Annotated in this window: 16 protein-coding genes; 5 read left to right on the forward strand and 11 right to left on the reverse strand. The window is 66.4% G+C overall.

What is annotated here, in order from left to right; genetic code table 11:
- Nucleotides 1–42: 42 nt before the first annotated feature.
- The 4 genes from ubiG to efp are packed head-to-tail and all read right to left on the reverse strand — an operon-like array spanning nucleotide 43 to nucleotide 3,722.
- Nucleotides 43–762 (reverse strand): bifunctional 2-polyprenyl-6-hydroxyphenol methylase/3-demethylubiquinol 3-O-methyltransferase UbiG, encoded by a 720-nt coding sequence (ubiG, locus tag ACCQ00_RS12150; protein ID WP_022559309.1) that lies wholly within the window; start codon nucleotides 760–762, stop codon nucleotides 43–45.
- Nucleotides 763–793: 31 nt separating this feature from the next.
- Nucleotides 794–2,131 (reverse strand): TRZ/ATZ family hydrolase, encoded by a 1,338-nt coding sequence (locus ACCQ00_RS12155; protein WP_039574931.1) that lies wholly within the window; start codon nucleotides 2,129–2,131, stop codon nucleotides 794–796.
- Between the two features lie 17 nt (nucleotides 2,132–2,148).
- Complete coding sequence (locus tag ACCQ00_RS12160) at nucleotides 2,149–3,150, reverse strand: PA3715 family protein (RefSeq protein WP_461839029.1); 1,002 nt, start codon at nucleotides 3,148–3,150, stop codon at nucleotides 2,149–2,151.
- Nucleotides 3,151–3,155: 5 nt separating this feature from the next.
- A complete protein-coding gene (efp, locus tag ACCQ00_RS12165) occupies nucleotides 3,156–3,722 on the reverse strand; it encodes an elongation factor P (protein WP_007962665.1) in 567 nt (188 codons plus the stop codon).
- A 102-nt stretch (nucleotides 3,723–3,824) separates the two neighbouring features.
- On the opposite strand from efp, the gene epmB reads away from it, so the two are divergent.
- On the forward strand, nucleotides 3,825–4,853 hold the full coding sequence (gene epmB, locus ACCQ00_RS12170) for an EF-P beta-lysylation protein EpmB (RefSeq protein ID WP_046830516.1): 1,029 nt from the start codon (nucleotides 3,825–3,827) through the stop codon (nucleotides 4,851–4,853).
- A gap of 233 nt (nucleotides 4,854–5,086) precedes the next feature.
- Here the strand turns inward: epmB and ACCQ00_RS12175 are convergent, their stop codons facing one another.
- From ACCQ00_RS12175 to ACCQ00_RS12185, 3 genes are read right to left on the reverse strand one after another with little or no spacing between them, the layout of a single operon-like run.
- Nucleotides 5,087–7,204 (reverse strand): putative bifunctional diguanylate cyclase/phosphodiesterase, encoded by a 2,118-nt coding sequence (locus ACCQ00_RS12175; RefSeq protein ID WP_039574644.1) that lies wholly within the window; start codon nucleotides 7,202–7,204, stop codon nucleotides 5,087–5,089.
- Complete coding sequence (locus ACCQ00_RS12180) at nucleotides 7,201–8,130, reverse strand: phosphate/phosphite/phosphonate ABC transporter substrate-binding protein (RefSeq protein ID WP_017156129.1); 930 nt, start codon at nucleotides 8,128–8,130, stop codon at nucleotides 7,201–7,203. The genes ACCQ00_RS12175 and ACCQ00_RS12180 overlap by 4 nt, the downstream gene beginning before the upstream one ends.
- 51 nt (nucleotides 8,131–8,181) lie before the next feature.
- Nucleotides 8,182–8,946 carry an RNA methyltransferase gene (locus tag ACCQ00_RS12185; protein ID WP_039574646.1) on the reverse strand — a complete coding sequence of 255 codons (765 nt, stop codon included), beginning with the start codon at nucleotides 8,944–8,946 and terminating at the stop codon, nucleotides 8,182–8,184.
- Between the two features lie 117 nt (nucleotides 8,947–9,063).
- On the opposite strand from ACCQ00_RS12185, the gene ACCQ00_RS12190 reads away from it, so the two are divergent.
- The gene (locus ACCQ00_RS12190; RefSeq protein WP_005913068.1) at nucleotides 9,064–9,897 is read left to right on the forward strand and encodes an inositol monophosphatase family protein; all 834 of its coding nucleotides are present in this window, start codon (nucleotides 9,064–9,066) and stop codon (nucleotides 9,895–9,897) included.
- Nucleotides 9,898–10,092: 195 nt separating this feature from the next.
- On the opposite strand, the gene ACCQ00_RS12195 is transcribed toward ACCQ00_RS12190, so the two are convergent.
- Nucleotides 10,093–10,704 carry a superoxide dismutase gene (locus tag ACCQ00_RS12195; protein ID WP_039574650.1) on the reverse strand — a complete coding sequence of 204 codons (612 nt, stop codon included), beginning with the start codon at nucleotides 10,702–10,704 and terminating at the stop codon, nucleotides 10,093–10,095.
- 254 nt (nucleotides 10,705–10,958) lie between these two features.
- On the opposite strand from ACCQ00_RS12195, the gene ACCQ00_RS12200 reads away from it, so the two are divergent.
- Together ACCQ00_RS12200 and ACCQ00_RS12205 are read left to right on the forward strand one after the other, a co-directional pair.
- Nucleotides 10,959–11,399: a guanyl-specific ribonuclease gene (locus tag ACCQ00_RS12200; protein ID WP_039574653.1), complete on the forward strand. Its 441-nt coding sequence runs from the start codon at nucleotides 10,959–10,961 to the stop codon at nucleotides 11,397–11,399.
- Entirely contained in the window at nucleotides 11,396–11,821 is a 426-nt protein-coding gene (locus ACCQ00_RS12205; RefSeq protein ID WP_039574654.1) for a barstar family protein, read from the forward strand. The genes ACCQ00_RS12200 and ACCQ00_RS12205 overlap by 4 nt, the downstream gene beginning before the upstream one ends.
- Nucleotides 11,822–12,103: 282 nt before the next feature.
- Here the strand turns inward: ACCQ00_RS12205 and ACCQ00_RS12210 are convergent, their stop codons facing one another.
- Nucleotides 12,104–13,993, reverse strand: coding sequence for an ATP-binding cassette domain-containing protein (locus ACCQ00_RS12210; protein WP_039574656.1), 1,890 nt, complete (start codon nucleotides 13,991–13,993; stop codon nucleotides 12,104–12,106).
- 110 nt (nucleotides 13,994–14,103) lie between these two features.
- Between ACCQ00_RS12210 and dbpA the strand changes: the two genes are divergently transcribed.
- Entirely contained in the window at nucleotides 14,104–15,480 is a 1,377-nt protein-coding gene (gene dbpA / locus ACCQ00_RS12215) for an ATP-dependent RNA helicase DbpA (protein WP_017159198.1), read from the forward strand.
- A 101-nt stretch (nucleotides 15,481–15,581) separates the two neighbouring features.
- Here dbpA and ACCQ00_RS12220 read toward each other — a convergent pair whose 3' ends face one another.
- A complete protein-coding gene (locus ACCQ00_RS12220) occupies nucleotides 15,582–16,142 on the reverse strand; it encodes an adenine phosphoribosyltransferase (RefSeq protein ID WP_039574658.1) in 561 nt (186 codons plus the stop codon).
- A 94-nt stretch (nucleotides 16,143–16,236) separates the two neighbouring features.
- A complete protein-coding gene (locus tag ACCQ00_RS12225) occupies nucleotides 16,237–17,793 on the reverse strand; it encodes a protein adenylyltransferase SelO (protein ID WP_039574660.1) in 1,557 nt (518 codons plus the stop codon).
- Nucleotides 17,794–17,992: the final 199 nt, after the last annotated feature.

Raw genomic sequence — 17,992 nt, forward strand, 5'->3', positions numbered from 1 at the left:
GCCTTTTCGATTCCCGATTCCCGATTCCCGAATCCCCGCCCATCACGGACTCACCGCATGCGCCAGGTAATTCACCTCGGTACGCGAAGACAGGCGGGCGCGATTGCGCCACGGCTCGTACAGCATGCCGCTGACGTCTTCGAGCTGCAGCCCGGCGTTGCGCAACCATGCCGCAAGCTCGGCCGGCTTGATGAAATCCTTGTAGTGATGCGTGCCCTTGGGCAGCAGGCGCGCGATGTATTCGGCGCCCACCACCGCCAGTGCGAACGCGGCCGGGGTGCGGTTGAGCGTGGACAGGAACAGCTGGCCGCCCGGCTTGAGCAGGCTGGCGCAGGCACGGATGATCGCGGTCGGATCCGGCACGTGTTCGAGCATTTCCATGCAGGTCACCGCATCGAAGCTGCCCGGCTGTTCGGCGGCCAGGTCTTCCACCGATTGCACGCGATAGTCGACCTGCACGCCCGATTCCAGGCTGTGCAGACGCGCCACCTTGACCAATTCCGGCGCCAGGTCGATCGCAGTCACCTGCGCGCCCAGGCGCGCCATCGACTCGCTGAGCAAGCCGCCACCGCAGCCGACGTCGAGCACGCGTGCACCGGCAAGTTCCAGCCGCGCGGACACGTACTCCAGCCGCACAGGATTGAGCGCATGCAGCGGCTTCTGCGGGCCGTCGGCATCCCACCAGCGGTTGGCCAGCGCGGCGAATTTATCCAGCTCGCTCTGATGGAAATTGCTGGATTTGGCGTGCGTATTCGAATTCATGCGGGGGGCTCCGTGATGCGGTGACGCGCGCTCAGGCGCGGACGGTGCGGATGCGGTCGCGCCACTGCCGCGCATTGGCGAGCAGGGCGGCGGTATCCATGTCGATGAGCTCGCGCTGCACCAGTTTTGGCTTGCCGGCGATCCACACATCGGTGACCTGATGGCGGCCGGCCGCGTAGATCAACTGCGACAGCACATGATGCAGCGGCTGGGTTTCCAGCGCGGCCAGGTCCACGCAGACCAGGTCGGCCTGCTTGCCGACCTCGATCGAGCCAATCCTGTCGCCGAAGCCCAAGGCACGGGCGCCGCCTAACGTGGCCGCGCGCAAGGTGGTGGCCGCATCCAGCGCGGTCGCATCGTTGGCCACGGCCTTGGCCAGGATCGCAGCGGTGCGGTTCTCGCTGAACATGTCCAGGTCGTTGTTGCTGGCGCAGCCATCGGTGCCGATGGCCAGGTTGACGCCGGCACGCTGCAGCGCGCACGCCGGGCAAAAACCCGAGGCGAGCTTGAGATTGGATTCGGGGCAATGCACCACGCTGACGCCGCGCTCGGCGCACAGATGGATTTCCGCATCGGTGAGCTGGGTCATATGCACCGCGATCAGGCGGTCGTTGACCAGGCCCAGGCGATCCAGCCGCGCCAGCGGGCGCTGGCCGTACTGCTTGATCGAATCGGCCACTTCCTGCGCGGTTTCGTGGGTGTGCAGATGCACCGGGATGTCGAGCTGGTCGGCCAGCATGCGCACGCGTTCGAAGTTGGCATCGTTCACGGTGTACGGCGCATGCGGGGCGAACGCGGTGCTGATCAACGGATCGTCGCGCCACTGGTCGTGCAACTCGCCGGCACGCGCGAAATATTCGTCGTCCGAGGAGGCCCAGGCGGTCGGGAAATCGATGATCACCGCGCCCACCAGCGCACGGAAGCCGTGCTGCTTGTAAACGGCCGCCTGCACATCGGCGAAGAAGTAGTTCTCGTTGACGCAGGTGGTGCCTCCACGCAGCATTTCGGCGATGGCCAGCGTGGTGCCATCGGCCACGAATTCCGGCCCGATCACCGCCGCTTCCACCGGCCAGATGTGCTGCTGCAACCACACCATCAGCGGCAGGTCGTCGGCGACGCCGCGCAGCAGCGTCATCGGATTATGCGTATGCGCATTGACCAGGCCCGGCATCAACGCAGCATCAGGCCGCGACACGGTCTGCTTGGGCGCAAAACGTGCGCGTGCTTCTGCAACCGGCAGCACGGCAATGATAACGCCGTGACTGACCGCGACCGCATGGTCTTCCAGGACCACCGCATGCGGTTCGATCGGCACGACATAGCCGGCCTCGATCAGCAGGTCGCAGGGTTCGGGCGGGGCATTGGTCATGAGTGGATCCATTGAAGTTAGTTGCCGAACGGCCAGGAGTCGTCGGAGCGTGACACAGGCACATACCGGGTGCCGTCGTAGCGCAGCACCTGGCGCTGGCGATGGGTGCGCTCGATGTCCTCGGCATCCTTGACGGTGGTGGAGGTCACCAGGTTGGCAGTCAGTGCGATGTCGGCATAGCCGGCGTGGACCGGCGCGTCCATCGACAGGGTGAGCGTGCCGCGCTCGGTCACCACACCCGTCGCGCCCCAGTTGCACGGTTCGCCTTCCACCCGCCGCCACACCGTCAGATCCCGCTGCAGCACCGGGCGCAACCGGCGCCCTTCGCGCACCAGCAAGGTCAGCGCATCGTTGCTGTCGAAATCCGGACAACTGGGACCGCGCGCAACGCTGTGCACCACCACGCCAACTGCGCGTACGCCTTGCGCCAGGTCATAGCGTGCGGTATCCAGGCGCAGACTGTCGGCAGCAAGTTCGAAGCCGGCATCCTCGCCCATGTCCTGCGTGTACAACGCCACGACCTGGGCAGTGCGGGCATCGAGCATGGCAACGCGCAACTCGAGGTTGCGTTCGCCTGCCTCGGTGGTGGCATCGCTGGCGAACGCAATGGCCGCCAGCCGTATCGATGGGTCGTACGGCCACGGCTTGCAGGTCTGCGCCACGGCACGGTCGACCGGCACCGCACCTGCCGCGCCGGACGCCGCACCTGCCGCGCCGGACGCCGCACCAGCTGCCACCGCTGCCACGCTCTGCGCGTCGCAGGCGGTGGCGCCGGCGGTTTGTGCCAGCACCGGACAGGCCGCCAGCAGGCCGCTCAGCCCGGCCAGCAACGCGACGCGAATGGCGATCGGGTGACTGCCGGAGACCCACGGGACCGGCGGCGTACCCGTGGCACACGCAGCTTCCACACACCGGCCACCCAAGCCTGGCAGCGGCGCAGTCGTCTTGTCAGCTGCTCCTGGCGCCATCAGGACACTGGCACTGCGTACCGCTCGACCGGACCGGCGTCCCAGGCGCATCTGGATTACTTGACGCGCGCCGAGTATTCGCCCGAACGGGTGTCGACCTTGATGATTTCGTCCTGGTTGACGAACAGCGGCACGCGCACCACCGCGCCGGTTTCCAGCGTGGCCGGCTTGCCGCCGCCGCCGGAGGTATCGCCGCGCACGCCCGGGTCGGTCTCGGTGATCTTCAGTTCGACGAAGTTCGGCGGCTGCACCCAGATCGGGGTGCCGTTCCACAAGGTCACGATGCAATCTTCCTCGCCCTTGAGCCACTTGTCGGCGCCGCCCATGCCGGCCTTGTCGGTCTGCACCTGCTCGAAGGTTTCCGGGTCCATGAAGTGCCAGTACTCGCCATCGCTGTAGAGGTAGCGCATGTCGGTATCGACCACGTCGGCCACTTCCACATCGTCGGTCGCCTTCATGGTCATTTCGACCACGCGCCCGGACTTGATGAAGCGGTACTTCATGCGGGTGAAGGCCTGGCCCTTGCCCGGCTTGACGTATTCGGTCTCGGTGATGACCGCCGGCTCGTTGTTGACCAGGATCTTCATGCCGTTCTTGACGTCGTTCATGCCAACAGTGGCCATGGTGCAGCTCCTCGATAAGACCACGACCCGCCATGCAGTGGCAGGTCGGATTAGAATGGGGCGCCCGCCGCAACCGGCCGGCATTTGGTTTTGTGACCGCACATGATAACCGCAGCCCCCCTCGCCTTACAGCCATCCCCTCCCCCCGCCCCGCAGCCAGCGCGCTGGCAGCAGCAGTGGCGCGACGCCGTGCGCGACCCGCGCGTGCTGCTGAAGCTGCTGGGCCTGGATGCGCAGGCGGCGGCCATCAGCGATGCCGCCGCCGCGCAGTTCCCGTTGCGGGTGCCGCACGCCTTTGTGACGCGCATGCGCCATGGCGACCTCGACGATCCGCTGCTGCGCCAGGTGCTGCCGCTGGATGCTGAGATGCAGCCGGTGCCAGGCTTTGGCCTGGATGCGGTGGGCGATGCCGCCGCCAGGACCGCTGCCGGGGTGATCCAGAAATATCGCGGCCGCGCCCTGCTGATCGCCACCGGCAGCTGCGCGGTGCACTGCCGTTACTGTTTCCGCCGCCACTTTCCGTATGCCGAAGAGACCGCTGCGCGCGATGGCTGGCGCGACGCCGTCGCCGCAATCGCCGCCGACCCAAGCATCGAGGAAGTGCTGCTTTCCGGCGGCGACCCGCTTTCGCTGGCCACCCCCAAGCTGGCCGAACTCACCGACGCCCTGGGCGCCATTGCGCACCTCAAGCGCCTGCGCATCCACAGCCGCTTGCCGATCGTGCTGCCCGAGCGCGTGGATGCGCCCCTGCAGACCTGGCTGCGCGGCCTGCCGTGGCCGGTGGCATTCGTCCTGCATGCCAACCATGCCAATGAATTCGACCCCGCGGTAGACGCCGCCGTGCAGGGGCTGCGCGACACCGGCGCACAATTGCTCAACCAGGCCGTGCTGTTGCATGGCGTCAACGACAGCGTGGATGCGCTGGCGGCGCTCAGCGAGCGTAGCTTCGCCGCCGGCGTGCTGCCCTACTACCTGCATCAGCTCGACCGGGTCGCCGGGGTGGCGCACTTCGAAGTGGACGATGCCCGCGCGCGCGCGCTGCATGCCGAGCTGGCCGCGCGCCTGTCCGGCTACCTGGTCCCGCGGCTGGTGCGCGAAGTTCCCGGCGATACCGGCAAGCGGCCGTTGTAACAGCCCTCGGCTCAGTCAAATCCGTTGTAGAAGCGCCCCCCCGGGGCGCGATGAAGCTGTACCGGTAACGCCCAATCGCGCCCAGGTTCGCTCATACGCTGTTATCGGGTACTTCGCGAAGTCTTCGGCGATGACCGCTGCAACGACCCGGACATGCGCCTTGCAGGAGCACACCGGGGCGATGGAGCCTTATCCAGTACAGCCCGTTGCGCTCGGGCGCGCTCCGGCGGCACTCACCCCGCCGCGATCAGCTTGATCATGTCGGCAGGGCTCAACGGCCTGCTGAACCAGTAGCCCTGCCCCAGGTCGCAACCGCGCTCGCGCAACAGGTTGAATTGCGCTTCCTGCTCGATGCCTTCGGCAACCACGGTGATTCCCAGCGAGTGCGCCATGTTGATGATCGCGGTGGTCAGCGCCAGATCGTCCGGGTCGCGCTGCAGGTCGGCAATGAAACTCTTGTCGATCTTGACCCCGTCCACCGGCACCTGACGCAAATGGCTCAAGCCGGAGAAGCCGGTGCCGAAATCGTCCAGCCATACCTTCACGCCAGTGCGGTGCAGTTGGTCGAGCAGGCTGGCAGCCATCATCTCGTCGCCGATCACCGCGGTCTCGGTCAGCTCCAGATGCAGGCGCGCGGCCGGCAGCCCCGACTCGGCCAGGCACCCGGCCACGGTGTCGATCAGCGCACCGCTGCGCAGTTGCCGCGGAGAAACGTTTACCGACACGAACAAGCCCTCGCCCACCACGGGCCACTGCGCCGCCTCCAGGCAGGCCGCGCGCAGCACCTTGGGGCCGATCACCTCGATCAGGCCACTCTGCTCGGCGATATCGATAAAGGTGGACGGCGCAATCGTTCCCAACGCCGGGTGCTGCCAGCGCAATAGCACTTCCACGCCCACCAGCACGCGGTCGCTGGTGCGGTAGATGGGCTGGTAGACCAGACGCAGCTCGTCGCGTTCCCAGGCCCCGCGCAACTCGTGCTCCATGTGCACGCGGCGTTCCACCGCGTGGTCGGCGGCGCGGCTATAGAAGCGATGGCAGTTCTTGCCGGCCACCTTGGCCTGGTACATGGCGATATCGCCATTCTTCAGCAGCGCGGTGGCATCGCGCGCGTCATCGGGGAACAGCGTGATGCCGATCGAGGTCCCCAGGAACACCTCGCGACCCTGCACGTTCAACGGCCGGCTCAGTTCGTGCACCAGCCGGTCGGCCAGTTGCGCCGCCAGCAGGCTGACATCGCCGCTCTGCAGCAGGATCACGAACTCATCGCCGCCGAAGCGCGCCAGAATCGCATCGTCGCCACCCAGCGCGGACACTGCGCGGCTGATACGGCTGGCGAACTGCAGCAAGGCTTCGTCGCCGGCCTCATGGCCAAGCGTGTCGTTGACGCGCTTGAAGTCGTCGATGTCGGCAAACAGCAAGGCCAGCTTGCTGCCGGTGCTGCGCGCGGTGTGGAGCAGATGATCCAGACCCTCACGGAAGCCCAGCCGGTTGGTCAGCCCGGTCAACGCGTCGGTGTAGGCCATGTGCCGCACTTCGCGGTCGTGCCGGGCGATACTTTCGCTCATGCGCCCGAACGCGGAAATCAACTCGCCGATCTCGTCGTTGCGCGGGTGCGGCGGCAGCTGCACCGCGTAGTCGCCCCGTTCGATCTGCTTTGCCGCTGCCGCCAGCAACCGGATCGGCGCCACCAGCGTGCGCTGCACGTAGATGGCCAGCAACACGCCCAGCCCGACCAACGCGGCCAGCAGGACCAGCAACCAGCCCAGATCGCGCTTGCCGATGGCGTTGAGATTCTGCACCAGGGTGAGATTGGCCCCGGTTTCGATCTTGCGCACCCGCTCGCGCGACATGCCCACGCGCACCCCACCGATGCGCTGGTCGCCGATCTTGATCGGCACCGTCACATCCAGCACCTCCGGCGAGGACTGCAACACCATCGCCTGCGCCGCCAGCGCCTTGGCGGCGAGCGGATCGGTCATGGCCTGCCCGTAACGCTGCAAGGTCGGCGTGCCGTCATGCACCAGCCGGCCATGGCGGTCGAACACCAGCACATAGCTCACCACCTGCTGGCGCGAGGCATTGCGCACCAGCGCGCCCACCGCGCCCAGGTCCGAGTAATACAAGGGGTTGGCCAATCCGGAAGCCAGCTCGGTCGCCAGCGTTTCGCCACGCGTGCGCAGGCTGCGATCAAACAGTTCGTGCAGGATCTGCGCACTCAAGCCGCGCACCTCGCGCTGCATCGCGCTTTGTCGCTGCAGCAGCGAAGCCAGAATCGCACCGACCAGCAGCAGCGTCAGCGCCATCACCAACAGAAAGCGTGCCTGCAAGCCGAAGCGCACCTGAGTCATTCCACGTGATCCCTGACGCGTTGCACGCCCGCGCTCAATTCTTGCAGACGTCGGCGGCTGGCGGGATCCAGCGGACGAAACCCGGTGGTATCGAAAAAGCGTTTCAGTGCCGGGCCGGCCTTGGGGTCGGAGGCGGCCTGCAGCAACACCACCCGCAGACGCTGCTCCACGGCCGGATCCATTCCTGCGCGCACCATTTCCACCGCGCGCGGCACCGGCGCAGTGCGGTGCACGATGCGGAAGTCGCGCTTGAACACCGGTGGCATGTGGCGTTCGTCGTCCCAATCCACATTACTGAGCGCGCCCACGTCGATCAGGTGCTTGTGCACGAACGCGGCGACGTTCAATTTCGACCCCACCATCAGATAGCCGGCCGATCCGCGCGCCGGGGTGTCGTCGGCCGACAGCAGCACGTCGCACGCGATGCCGTTACGCAGCAGCTCGAGCATCGGCAGCAGGTAGCCGCTGGTGGACGAGGCGTTCTGCAACGCCAAGGTGTGGCCGCGCAACTGCGACAGCGACTGGATCGGGCTGTCGCGGCGCACGAAGAACAGCGTGTGGAAGTCGCGCAGTCCGCCACGCTCGGTCATGAGCAAGGGGTGCGCATTGCCGCGCTGCTCCAGCAGCATCGCCGCACCGGTCGTTTCGCTGACCCAATCGACCCGGCCGCGCCGCAGATAGCTGGACATCTGGCGCGCATCGGGCGCCATCAGGATTTCGCCGCGGCGGATCCCGACCTCGCGCATGCGCGGCACCACGTAATCCAGCAGGGGCTTGAGCTGCTCGTAATGGCTGGCGGGATCATCGCTGATCCGTCCAAGCACCAGGACCGAGGAAGGCGCTGCCGCAGCCGTCACGGCCAAGCCTGCCCCGGCGATCAGCCAGCAGGCAATCAGACACCATCGTAGACCGCGCAAAACGGACACTCCCCTAGAGCCGCGGACAGCCTAGCCGAATCTTTGAAGATGTGACAGACGTCAGTTTCCGGCCTGCCTGGCAAGCATGGCCATGCGCTGCGCATCGGACAGGATGCCGCGAATCAGCCGCACCTCCTGCTCGGTCATCTCTGCGCGCAGCAACAACCGGCGCAGCTTGCGCATCGCCGACTCCGGCGCACGGCCCTTGTGGAAGTCGATCTCGTCCAGCGTGTCGCCCAGCTGGCCGAACATGCCTTCCAGCTGTGCGTGGCTGGCCGGCCCGTCGCGCAAGCCCGGAGCCGCTGTCGGCGCGGGGTCGGCCTCGCCTGCCGCCAGCTGCGCCAGTCGCACTTCGTACGCCAGCACCTGCACCGCCGCAGCCAGATTGAGCGAACTGAACTGCGGATCGGAGGGAATGTGGACTGCGGCGTGGCACAGCTGCAACTCGTCGTTGGTCAGACCGGTGCGCTCGCGGCCGAACACGAAGGCCACCTCGGCCGGCTCGCCCGCCTTGGCCAATGCGCGCTGCGCGCCCTCGTCCGGCAGCAGTTCTTCCAGTGCCACCCGGCGCGCGCGCGCCGTGCAACCCATCACCAGCGTGCAGTCGGCCACCGCTTCGCCCAGCGTGGCGAAGATCGGCGCTTGGCCCAGCACGTCTTCGGCGCCGGCCGAGCGCCGGTAGGCGTCTTCGTCGAGTGCGCGCTCCGGCGCTACCAGCACCAGGCGCGAGACCCCCATGGTCTTCATCGCACGCGCCGCGGCGCCGATGTTGCCTGGATGCTGGGTACCCACAAGAACAAATCGGATGCGCTGGCTGACGGACATGAACGGAGATCGGGAAGCTGTTCGGCCGTAGATGGTAAACTGCGCGGCCGGCTTTCGCGCCGGACCGCTCTTTTACCTTCGCCATTGTCCGATTCTGCCTTCACGGGAGCTTTAACCATGCAGAAACCCGCCGTCACCGTCATGGTCAAAGCCGCCCGCCTCGCCGGCAATGTGCTGTTGCGCGGCATCAACAAGCTCGATGCGCTCAATGTGGTGCAGAAAGGCCGCATGGACTACGCTAGCGAAGTCGATGCCGATGCCGAGAAGGTCATCATCAAGGAACTCAAGCGCGGCTACCCCGAATACGCCGTGTTCGGCGAAGAAGGCGGCGTGCAGGGCGGCAAGAGTGGCCGCTATACCTGGGTGATCGATCCGCTGGACGGCACCAGCAATTATCTGCGCGGCTTTCCGCATTACTGCGTGTCCATCGCACTGGTGGAAAACGGCGAACCGACCGATGCGGTGATCTTCGACCCGTTGCGCAATGAGCTGTTCACCGCCAGCCGCGGCGCAGGCGCGGTGCTCAACGACCGCCGCATCCGTATTGCGGAGCGCAAGGACCTGGAAGGCGCCATGGTCCATACCGGCTTCCCGCCGCGCGAACGCGCGCGCGCCAGTGCGCAGCTCAAGTGCGTGGATGCGCTGCTGGTACAGGCCGAAGACGTGCGCCGCACCGGCTCGGCCGCGCTGGACCTGGCCTATGTCGCCTGCGGCCGCGCCGATGCCTATTTCGAAGCAGGGGTCAAAGCCTGGGACATCGCCGCTGGCGTGCTGCTGGTGCGCGAGGCCGGTGGCCGCGTTTGCGACTACAAGGGCGCCACCCCGCCGCGCATGGACAACATGGGCCCTGAGACGCAGCAGATCGTGGCCGGCAACATCAAGATCAGCGACGCGTTGCAGAAGGTCATCGTCAACACCGGCTACGCCCGCGAGTTCGACGCCAAGTTCTGATCGACCCGTTCGCAGGCAGCCCGGGAGACGTGGGAGCGCGCCCGAGCGCGAAGGCGTTCCTTGCAAAGCCCCTCGCGACCAGGGTCATTGCTGCACACAGCGCACAGTAAACGCACAAGGCCGTGATCGCTCCCGGCCTTGTGCGTTGGGTGCCGCCGTCACCGGGCCAGGCATTGCCTAGCCCGGTGCAAGACCTCAGGCGATCGCGGCGTGGTAGCGGCGCTCGACTTCTTCCCAATTGACGGCGTTGTAGAACGCGCCGATGTATTCCGGGCGACGGTTCTGGTACTTCAGGTAGTACGCGTGTTCCCACACATCCAGACCCAGGATCGGGGTGTTGCCCTCGAACAGCGGGCTGTCCTGGTTGGCGGTGCTCTCCACCACCAACTTCTTGTCCGGAGTCACGCTCAACCACGCCCAGCCCGAGCCAAAGCGGCTGACGGCGGCCTTGGTGAAGGCTTCCTTGAACTTCTCGAAACCACCGAGATCCTTGTCGATCGCCTTGGCGACCTCGCCCTTGGGCTCGCCGCCACCGTTGGGCGACAGCACGGTCCAGAACAGGGAGTGGTTGGCGTGGCCGCCGCCGTTGTTGCGCACCGGGCCCTGCAGGTTTTCCGGCAGGCTCTTCAGCTTGGAGACCAGGTCTTCGATCGGCAGATCGGCGTACTCGGTCCCTTCCAGCGCCGCATTGACGTTGTTGATGTAGGTCTGGTGATGCTTGGTGTGATGGATTTCCATCGTCTGCGCATCGATGTTCGGTTCCAGCGCGTCGTAGGCGTAGGGCAACTGCGGAAGGGTGTAAGCCATGCGTATCTCCTGGACTTGCCGCCCGGCGAAGGCCGGGCGTTGCGGGGTGAATGGTAAGGACGGCGGCAGCGCTTACCAAGGGTGCTGGCAGGGAAACTTCATCCCACCGCATGCCGCACGATGTTCGCCGCACACCTTGCACCATGTCCCGGTTACTTGGGCGTGAACCGTGCCGGTGCCGGCCACGTTCAAAGTCGACACAGTCGCGCATCGGCATACTTGCTCTGCCGTACCCATTTTTTCGGACCGTCTTCATGCGCAAGCCCGCTTTGCTCATTGTCGCCATCGCGCTGCTGGTCGCCGGCCTGTGGGGCATGCGCGCGATGCAGACGCCCAAGCCGCAGTTCGCGCCGCAACTCAACGCACCGATCGCCGCGACCGCACCGACGCGCGAGGTGCCGCGTCTGCCCGCCTTTCTGCCGACCGAGGCGATGGCCACCATCGTGCTGATCCAGCGCGGCGGCCCGTTCCCGCATCCGCAGGATGGCAGCGTGTTCGGCAATCGCGAGCATCGCCTGCCCGAGCGTCCGCGCGGCTACTACCGCGAATACACTGTCGATACCCCCGGCAGCCCGGATCGCGGCGCACGCCGCATCGTCACCGGCGGCACCCCGCCCGAGGCGTGGTACTACAGCGACGATCATTACCAGAGCTTCAAAGCCTTCGATGGCCCGACCCCGGACCAGGCACCATGAGCGCAGGCGACTTCGCGCTGGATCTGTCCGATCCGCAGCAATCGGGGGTGTATCAGGCCGAGACAGCCGATCTGGACACCATGGCGGCGCTCGCCCGCGATGCCGGCTTACGCATCTTGCGCGTGGATCTGGCCGCCTGCAGCGACAAACGCATGCTGCTGATGCGCCTGGCCACGCAACTGGATTTCCCGGCCAGCTTCGGCCGCAACTGGGACGCGCTCAGCGATGCCCTGCGCGACCTGGCCTGGCTGCCGTCGCCGCATGGGTATGCGCTGCTCATCGACGGCGCCCAGGCGCTGGCCAGCACGGCGCCCAGCGACCGCGACACCTTGCTGGACATCCTCGATGACGTTGCAAATGCCTGGTCAGCGCGCGGGCTGACCTTTGCCGCGTTCGTTGCGCCCGCAAGCGCCTGCGACTGAGAGCACCAACAGAACTCCTGCACCGCCGGCGAGCGGACAGGCCTGGCGCCGGCACCACATGCCCCGTGCAGAGGCGATGGCTGCATGCATGTCGCCCGCACCGACCTGATGAGCGCGCGGTGTCTGGTAGGCACCGCGCGGCGCTGTCGATCAGCGCGGGCATTTCTGGCGAACACAGATCGCTACGCACCGCACCCGCCTGCATCCAGGCGCGATCGCACACCATCGCCGTCGTCGCGCCAGACCGCGCGAACGGCACGCATTGCGCGTGCCGAGCGACGATCAACTATCCAGCTCGCTCCAGCGCGCGTACGCCGCATCCAGTTGTTTTTGCGCATCGGCCAATGCGGCGGTGTGGGCCGCCATCGCCGCACTGTCGCGCTGATAAAAGGCCGGCTCGTTCATTGCCTCGGTGAGCGTGGCGACCTGCTGCTCCAGCGTCTCGATCAGGGCCGGCAGCTGTTCCAGCTCGCGCGCATCCTTGTAGCTGAGCTTGCGCTTGGGCGCGCTGTCCGCAGGCACTGCAGCCACGGGCGCGGTCGCCACCGCAGTGGCCGACGCCTTGGCCACGGCCATCGCATTGCCGACCGGCGTACGGCGCTGGCGCAGCGAATCGCTATAACCGCCGACGTAATCGCCGATCAGGCCATCGCCTTCCATCACCAGCGTGGAGGTCACGACGTTGTCGAGGAAGTCGCGGTCATGGCTGACCAGCAGCAAGGTGCCGGTGTATTCGCCCAGCAATTCTTCCAGCAGCTCCAGCGTTTCCACGTCCAGGTCGTTGGTCGGTTCGTCCATCACCAACAGATTGGACGGCTGCGCGAACAGACGTGCCAGCAACAGGCGATTGCGCTCGCCGCCGGACAGCCGGGTGATTGGCGCGCGCGCACGCTCGGGAGTGAATAAAAAGTCCTGCAAATACGCATGCACATGTTTGCGCTTGCCGTTGATCTCCAGGAAATCGCGGCCCTCGGCCACGTTCTCGATCGCGCTCCAGTCTTCGCGCAGGGTCGAGCGGTACTGATCGAAATACGCAATCTGCAGATTGGTGCCGATGCGGATTTCGCCCTGCTGCGGCTGCAGGTCGCCCAGCAACAGCTTGAGCAAGGTGGTCTTGCCGCTGCCGTTGGGGCCGATCAGGCCGATGCGGTCGCCGCGCTGGATGATGGTGGAAAACTCCTTGACCATCGTGCGCGCACCGAACGCAAAGCCGACCTGCTTGGCCTCGATCACCTTCTTGCCGGACGACTCGCCCTGCGAGACCTCCATGCGCACATTGCCGGTGAGCTCGCGCCGTTGCACCCGCTCGTTGCGCATCGATTCCAGGCGCCGCACGCGGCCCTCGTCGCGGGTGCGCCGGGCCTTGATGCCCTGACGGATCCAGATCTCTTCCTGCGCCAGCAGCTTGTCGAAGCGCGCATTCTCCTGCGCCTGCGCATTGAGCCGCTCCTCGCGGCGGCGCTCGTAATTGGCCCAGTCGCCCGGCCAGCTGGTGACCTGGCCGCGATCGATTTCAACGATGCGGGTGGCCAACGCACGCAAGAAGCGCCGGTCGTGGGTGACGAACAGCACGCTGCCACTCCAGCCCTTCAGGAAGGTTTCCAGCCAGTCGATGGCTTCGATATCCAGATGGTTGGTCGGTTCGTCCAGCAGCAGCACATCGGGCGAGGACACCAGCGAACGTGCCAACAGCACGCGGCGCTTCATGCCACCGGACAGCCGCGCGAACTGCGCATCGCCGTCCAGTTCCAGCTTGGTCAGCGTCTCGGTGACGCGTTGATCCAGCGCCCAGCCGTCAGCCGCATCGATCTTGGCCTGCACCTTGCCGAACGCCTCGGCGTCGAACACCTCGGCATGGCTGAGCTGATGGAATTCGGCCAGCCAATGACCCAACTCGCCCAGACCATCGGCCACCACGTCGAACACGCTGCCACCGGTGCCCTGCGGCACCTCCTGCTCCAGCCGCGCGATGCGCACACCCTGCTGCACGCGCACTTCGCCATCGTCGGGCTTGAGCTCGCCGGCGATCAATTTCATCAAGGTCGATTTGCCGGCGCCGTTGCGGCCGATCAAGGCGATACGCTCGCCCGGCTCGATTGCGAGGTCGGTTTTTTCCAGCAACAAGGGGCCGCCGACGCTGTAGTCGACGCTTTGCAGAGTGATTAAAGGCATGGCGCAATTGTACGGGATTGGCGATTCGGGATTCGGGATTGGCAAAAGCGCACGCTGTCGCGGTGACGAATCCCGAATCCCTACTCCCCAATCCCGGGCTAAAATGCGCCATGAACGAATTCTCCGCGCTGCCGCTGTCGCCGGCCCTGGCCCCCGGCATCGACGCCCTTGGCTACACCGTTTTGACCCCCATCCAGGCGCAGAGCCTGCCGCCGATCCTGCAGGGGCTCGATGTCATCGCGCAGGCGCCCACCGGCAGCGGCAAGACCGCCGCGTTCGGACTGGGCCTGCTGCAAAAGCTCGACCCGGCAGTGACCCGCGCACAGGCGCTGGTGCTGTGCCCCACCCGCGAGCTAGCCGACCAGGTCGGCAAGCAGCTGCGCAAGCTCGCCACCGGCATCCCCAACATGAAGCTGGTGGTGCTCACCGGCGGGATGCCGCTGGGCCCGCAGCTGGCCTCGCTGGAGGCGCACGACCCGCAAGTGGTGGTCGGCACGCCCGGTCGCATCCAGGAACTGGCCCGCAAACGCGCCCTGCACCTGGGCGGCGTGCGTACGCTGGTGTTGGACGAGGCCGACCGCATGCTCGACATGGGCTTCGAAGAACCCATCCGCGAGATCGCCAGCCGCTGCGATAAACATCGCCAGAGCCTGCTGTTTTCGGCCACGTTCCCGGACAGTATTCGCACGCTCGCACGCGAGCTGTTGAAAGAGCCGGTCGAGATCACCGTGGAAGGCGCCGATAGCGCACCGGAGATCGATCAGCAGTTCTTCGAGGTCGACCCGACCTATCGGCAAAAGGCCGTCGCCGGCCTGCTGCTGCGCTTCAATCCCGAATCCAGCGTGGTGTTCTGCAATACCCGCAAGGAAGTGGACGAGGTGGCTGGCTCGCTGCAGGAATTCGGTTTTTCTGCGCTTGCCTTGCATGGCGACATGGAGCAGCGCGACCGCGATGAAGTGCTGGTGCGCTTCGTCAACCGCAGCTGCAACGTGCTGGTGGCCAGCGACGTGGCCGCACGCGGGCTGGACGTGGAAGACCTCTCGGCCGTGGTCAATTACGAGCTGCCCACCGATACCGAAACCTATCGCCACCGCATTGGCCGTACTGCGCGCGCCGGCAAGCACGGGTTGGCACTGAGCCTGGTTGCCCCGCGCGAAACTGCCCGCGCGCAGGCATTGGAAACCGAACAAGGCCAGCCGTTGAAATGGTCGCGTGCACCGCTGGCCACGGCGCGCCCGGCGCAACTGCCGCAGGCGGCGATGACCACCTTGCGCATCGATGGCGGCAAGACCGACAAGCTGCGTGCCGGCGACATCCTGGGCGCGTTGACTGGCGAAGCCGGGCTCTCGGGCGCGGCAATCGGCAAGATCGCCATCTACCCGACCCGCTCCTACGTGGCCATTGCCCGCGCGCAGGTCGCCAAGGCGCTGGCACATCTGCACGCAGGCAAGATCAAGGGACGCCGGTTTCGGGTCAGCAAGCTCTGAACGCAGCGCGGCCGGCGTCGTACCGGCCGCCCATGCTTGAGCAGGAGCCATCCTGGATGCGCGCACGTCTACGCACCCAGGGGCGCTTCCAGAGCCTGGGCTCAGTAAGAAAGCGTCGCCAACAGCGGGACATCGTTCGCCCATTTCTGGCGACCCTGCAGCACCTGCAACTCCACCAGCACGGCTGCGCCAACGACTTCGAGTTCGAGTTGGGCAGCAAGTCCCAAGGCCGCGCGCAGCGTGCCGCCAGTGGCCAGCACGTCGTCGACAATCAGTACGCGTGCCCCGCGCGGCAGCGCATCCTCATGCATTTCGATGCGATCGGTGCCGTATTCCAGCGCATATTCCTGGATCAGCGTGCGCCCGGGCAGCTTGCCCGGCTTGCGCACCGGCACAAAGCCGGTCCGCAGTTCGCGCGCCAGCGCCGCTCCCAGAATGAAACCGCGTGCCTCGATACCCACTACCGCATCCAGCGGCGTGGTGCGCCACGGCTGGGCCATTTCGTCCAGCGCAGAAGCGAAATCCGGGCCGTCCGACAGCAACGGGGTAATGTCCTTGAAGACGATGCCCGGCTTGGGGAAATCGGCGATGTCGCGAATGCGCTCCGACCAATGGTTGGGTCCGGACGTAGTGGTGCCGGCGCAGCGGCTGCAGTCAGTCATGAGGGCGGTGGCGTGGTGGCCGGTGGGGTTGCGCCTATTCTAGGCTGCGCGCGCCATCGGCGCCGGACTTGCGGCACACCTGCATCTGAGCGCGTCAGGAACTGCACGACAGCATCGAACACCCAGCGCGATCGCGGGCCCATTCCGGCCGCCGCGCCGCGAATGCGTCCCGCCCGGGCTGATCGTCGTAAGGGCGGCGCATGACCTCCAGCAACTCCTGCACCCCGGACGGGTCGCCCTGTTCGGCGCGGTCGATGGCCTGCTGCGCCAGATAGTTGCGCAACACGTAGCGCGGGTTGGCCAGGCGCATGCGGGCGCGGCGCGCGTCCGGCGACAGTGGATCCTGCTGCAGGCGCGCGGCGTAGCGCTGCAGCCATTGCTGCAGCTGCGGCGCATCCGCCAAGCGTTTGTCTTCGTCGTAAAAGGCCTCGCGCAGCTGTGCGGGGTCCGGATGTTCGGGCGACAGATCGATCAGGCCACGGAAGGCCAGCGTCATGTCCATCTCGGATTCGCGCATCAATGCGCGCAGCGCGTCGATCAGCTGCAGATCCTCGTCGCGACACTCTGCCAAGCCCAGCTTGGCGGCGGTGTCGTGGCGGTCGCAGGCCAGGTAGGTATCGCGAAAACGATCCAGCCCATGTTGCAGCAGGGCCTGGTCGGCAAACAGCGGCGCCAGCGCCTGGGCAAGCCGGCCCAGGTTCCAGTAGGCCACTTGCGGCTGGGTGCCGAAGCGGTAGCGCCGCCCCTGCGCGTCGGTGGTGTTGGGCGTCCAGTCCGGGTCGTAGTCGTCGACCCAGCCATATGGGCCGTAGTCGATGGTCAAACCGAGGATCGACATGTTGTCGGTATTCATCACCCCATGCACGAACCCGACCCGCATCCAGTGCGCCACCATCACCGCAGTGCGCTCGCAGACCTGTGCGAACCAGTCGGCGTAGAGCGCCTCGCCGGCACCGACCAACGCCGGGAAATCGCGGGCGATGGTGAAATCCACCCATTGCTTCAGCAGTGCGATATCGCCGCGCGCGCTGGGCAATTCGAAGTTGCCGAAGCGGATGAACGAAGGCGCCACCCGGCACACGATCGCGCCCGGCTCGCGCTGCGGGTGGCCGTCGTAGAACATGTCGCGCACCACCGCATCGCCGGTACCGACCAGGCTCAAGGCACGCGTGGTCGGCACGCCCAAATGATGCATGGCCTCGCTGCACAAAAATTCGCGGATCGACGAGCGCAACACGGCGCGCCCATCGGCGCCGCGCGAATACGGCGTCGGGCCGGCACCCTTGAGCTGCAATTCGTAGCGCCCGCCGTCGGTTCCGATCGCCTCACCCAGCGAAATCGCCCGGCCATCGCCAAGCTGTCCGGCCCAATGCCCGAATTGGTGCCCACCGTAGTTGACCGCCCAGGGCTGCATTCCCGGGTACAGCGCATTGCCGCCGAATACCTGGGCGAACTGCGCGCTGGCGATCTCGGCCGCATCCAGGCCCAGCACCTGCGCCATCTCCGCCGAATGCGCGATGAGGTACGGAGCAGCGACCGGCGTGGGCAAGACTGACGACCAGGCAGCGCCTACCTCGCGCCGGCGCGCCCCCTCTTCCGGGTCACCGGGCAGCTGTCGACGCAGACGATTATCGAAATGCAGGTATGTCATGCCGGCAAGCCTAGGCCACCGGCGGTGAACCTGGCATGGGCGCTGCCGCATCCGCCGCTGCGCGCGCACCGTATCTTCACTCGCTTGGCGTGTGCCGAGCGGGCTCGTCCTGCACATGTTTGCGACGTGCGATAGCCGCTAATAGCCGCCGGCCGCCGATCAGGTGCAAACCAGATTGAGGCGAACATTGCCGGTTCGC

The sequence above is a fragment of the Xanthomonas sp. NCPPB 3761 genome, assembly GCF_041475705.2.
Lineage (GTDB): Bacteria > Pseudomonadota > Gammaproteobacteria > Xanthomonadales > Xanthomonadaceae > Xanthomonas > Xanthomonas phaseoli.

Bases quoted from the DNA above. Each gene is read 5' to 3' on its own strand.
- ACCQ00_RS12155 (WP_039574931.1), bottom strand. From the start codon at position 2,131: ATGACCAATGCCCCGCCCGAACCCTGCGACCTGCTGATCGAGGCCGGC.
- efp (WP_007962665.1), bottom strand. From the start codon at position 3,722: ATGGCCACTGTTGGCATGAACGACGTCAAGAACGGCATGAAGATCCTG.
- ACCQ00_RS12175 (WP_039574644.1), bottom strand. From the start codon at position 7,204: ATGACTCAGGTGCGCTTCGGCTTGCAGGCACGCTTTCTGTTGGTGATG.
- ACCQ00_RS12160 (WP_461839029.1), bottom strand. From the start codon at position 3,150: ATGCGCCTGGGACGCCGGTCCGGTCGAGCGGTACGCAGTGCCAGTGTC.
- ACCQ00_RS12205 (WP_039574654.1), top strand. From the start codon at position 11,396: ATGAGCGCAGGCGACTTCGCGCTGGATCTGTCCGATCCGCAGCAATCG.
- ACCQ00_RS12210 (WP_039574656.1), bottom strand. From the start codon at position 13,993: ATGCCTTTAATCACTCTGCAAAGCGTCGACTACAGCGTCGGCGGCCCC.
- dbpA (WP_017159198.1), top strand. From the start codon at position 14,104: ATGAACGAATTCTCCGCGCTGCCGCTGTCGCCGGCCCTGGCCCCCGGC.
- ACCQ00_RS12195 (WP_039574650.1), bottom strand. From the start codon at position 10,704: ATGGCTTACACCCTTCCGCAGTTGCCCTACGCCTACGACGCGCTGGAA.
- ubiG (WP_022559309.1), bottom strand. From the start codon at position 762: ATGAATTCGAATACGCACGCCAAATCCAGCAATTTCCATCAGAGCGAG.
- ACCQ00_RS12190 (WP_005913068.1), top strand. From the start codon at position 9,064: ATGCAGAAACCCGCCGTCACCGTCATGGTCAAAGCCGCCCGCCTCGCC.
- ACCQ00_RS12200 (WP_039574653.1), top strand. From the start codon at position 10,959: ATGCGCAAGCCCGCTTTGCTCATTGTCGCCATCGCGCTGCTGGTCGCC.
- ACCQ00_RS12185 (WP_039574646.1), bottom strand. From the start codon at position 8,946: ATGTCCGTCAGCCAGCGCATCCGATTTGTTCTTGTGGGTACCCAGCAT.
- ACCQ00_RS12220 (WP_039574658.1), bottom strand. From the start codon at position 16,142: ATGACTGACTGCAGCCGCTGCGCCGGCACCACTACGTCCGGACCCAAC.
- epmB (WP_046830516.1), top strand. From the start codon at position 3,825: ATGATAACCGCAGCCCCCCTCGCCTTACAGCCATCCCCTCCCCCCGCC.
- ACCQ00_RS12225 (WP_039574660.1), bottom strand. From the start codon at position 17,793: ATGACATACCTGCATTTCGATAATCGTCTGCGTCGACAGCTGCCCGGT.